The organism is Microbacterium sp. Leaf351 (assembly GCF_001423825.1).
GTDB lineage: Bacteria > Actinomycetota > Actinomycetes > Actinomycetales > Microbacteriaceae > Microbacterium > Microbacterium ginsengisoli.
Genome location: NZ_LMPK01000015.1, coordinates 41253 through 43551 on the forward strand (window position 1 = coordinate 41253; position 2299 = coordinate 43551).

A 2299-nucleotide genomic window follows, 5' to 3' on the forward strand; every position below is an offset into this window, starting at 1 on the left:
CTCACCTCGCGGCTTGGTCGCATCGAACGTGTAGCTGACGTTCGACGAGAGCCCCAGGGCGAGGTACGGGCGGCTGCTGCCCTCCGGCTGCCACTGCTGCTCGAGGGCCGCGGTGAACTGTGCGCCGGTGAGCGTGGTCGTCCAGAGGTTGTTCACGAACGGCAGCACCGCGTTCGCCTCGGCGTAGGTGATCACACCGTCCGTGCCCTCGTAGAGCTCGGCGCGCAGGCCGCCGGGATTGACGACGCCGATCTCGGCGCCACCGCGGTCCGGGTCGGCGAGCGTCGACACCAGCGCGTCCGCCACCAGGTTGCCGAGGGTGGACTGAGCGGCGCGGTTGTCACGGCTGCCGCCGGCGTAGCCGGACTCCGCATAGGACCCGCCCGCGAACGCGGTCGTGATATCCGCGGTCACCGATCCCACGGGCTGCTCACCGACGACGCGCGCCTGAGCGAGCGTCTCGTCGACGATGGTCGCGACCTCGGCCACACGCGGGAACCGTGCGATGAGCTGGTCGTCGAGCGCCTTGCTGGCCGCAGCGGTGGCCGCCGCGTCGTTCGGGAACACCTGCGACGCCAGCCGCGCGACGTTGCCCGATTGGGCCACGGTCACTGCACCGGTGGTGCGGTCGATCTCCATGACGACCTTGCCGATATTCTCGCCGTAGCTCCCGGTCTGGATGACGGGTCGGGTCCGATCGGTGCCGGGCACCGGGGCATCCCAGTCGTACAGCTTGTGCGTGTGACCGGTGAAGATCGCGTCGACGGATGCCGACGTGTCCGTGACGATGCGCGAGAACGCGCCGCCGGCGGCGACCTCCTGCTCGATGGTGGCGTTGTCGGGAGTGCCCGCGGAGGCGCCCTCGTGGTACTCGGCGATGATCACGTCCACCGTGCCCTCGAGGGACTCGGCGACGCGGTTCACCGCCGCGACCGGGTCACCGAAGTCGAGGGAGCTGATCCCGCCCGGCGCGACGAGCGCGGGTGTCTCCTGCGTGATCGCTCCGATCACCGCGACCTTGAGTCCGGCGACATCGATCACCGCGTACTCCGGAAGTGCGGGTGTCGTCGTTCCCTTCAGGTATACGTTCGCCCCCAGATAGGAGAAGTCGGCGCTGTCCGACACCCGGCCGACGAGGTCGCTGTACCCCTTGTCGAACTCGTGGTTGCCTGCCGCCGAGGCGGCCAGGTCGAGCGCATTGAGCACGTCGATCGTGGGCTCGTCGTTGAAGTACGACGAGGCGAACAAGGATGCCCCGATGTTGTCGCCGTCCGACAGGAGGAGCGTGTGGTCGTCGCGGCCCGCCTCGCGGAGGGTCTCGATGGTTCCGGCGAACTTCACCGTGTTGGCGTCGATGCGGCCGTGGAAGTCGTTGATGTTCAGCAGGGTGAGCTTCACCGGTCCCGCGGTCGTGAAGGAGAACACGCCCGACGTCACCGTGGAGCCGAGCCCCGGAGCGCTGATGGAGAACTCCACGGGCGCACCGGAGGAATCGGCGGCGATGGTGAACGGGATATCCAGCGAAGCCGACGAACCGGTGGGGGTGTCGGGCACCGACCAGACGAGGTCGGTTCCCTCGATCGACAGTCCGGCGGGAAGCGGCGTCGGCAGGGTGATCTCGGGCAGGAGAGTCGAGCCGTCGACGACGACCTTTCCACCTGTGAGCGTCACCCGACCGGTGCTCTGCACCGCCAGCTTCAGCGTGAGCGGGTCTCCGGCGGCATAGGTGGTGCCGTCGGGAACGACGAGCGACGCATTCGCCGACCATACCGGCGGCCACGCCGGCTTGTCGGTGTCGTAGAGCCAGTCCTGGAAGAACGCGCCGAGGTCACGTCCCGACACCTCCTCGGCGAGCGCGATGAAGTCGGCGGTCGTCGCCGACCCGCCGGCGTGACGAGCGGTCCATTCCGCGTACAGCTGGTCAAACGCCTGACGACCGATCGCCGTCATCAGCGCACCGAGGGTGTACTTGCCGCGGTTGTAGACCTGCCAGTCGTAGAGCTCCGAGGGGTCCGTGAAGCCCACCGTCGGCACGGTCCAGCGCGACGAGGTCGCCGAGTTCCAGGACGAGTAGCTGTCGTTCTCGGGGGTCGTCGGGTTCACTGCCGTGCTGGTCGCGTACTGGTAATAGGTCGTGAAGAACTCGGCAGCACCCTCGTTCAGCCAGATGTGCGACCAATCGGCCGGTGCGACCTCGTTACCGAGCCACTGGTGGACGAGCTCGTGGATCAGAGTGGGTGCGCTGATGCTGCCATCGAAGAACGGACGGTCCTGCGTCTCCAGTGCATAGCCGACGCTC

At 67.9% G+C, this 2299-nt stretch carries 1 protein-coding gene; it reads right to left on the reverse strand.

Annotated elements, in window-relative coordinates; genetic code table 11:
• The coding region (locus tag ASG00_RS17275) for a M1 family aminopeptidase (protein ID WP_235559258.1) at positions 1–2299 on the reverse strand (2299 nt) is incomplete at both ends.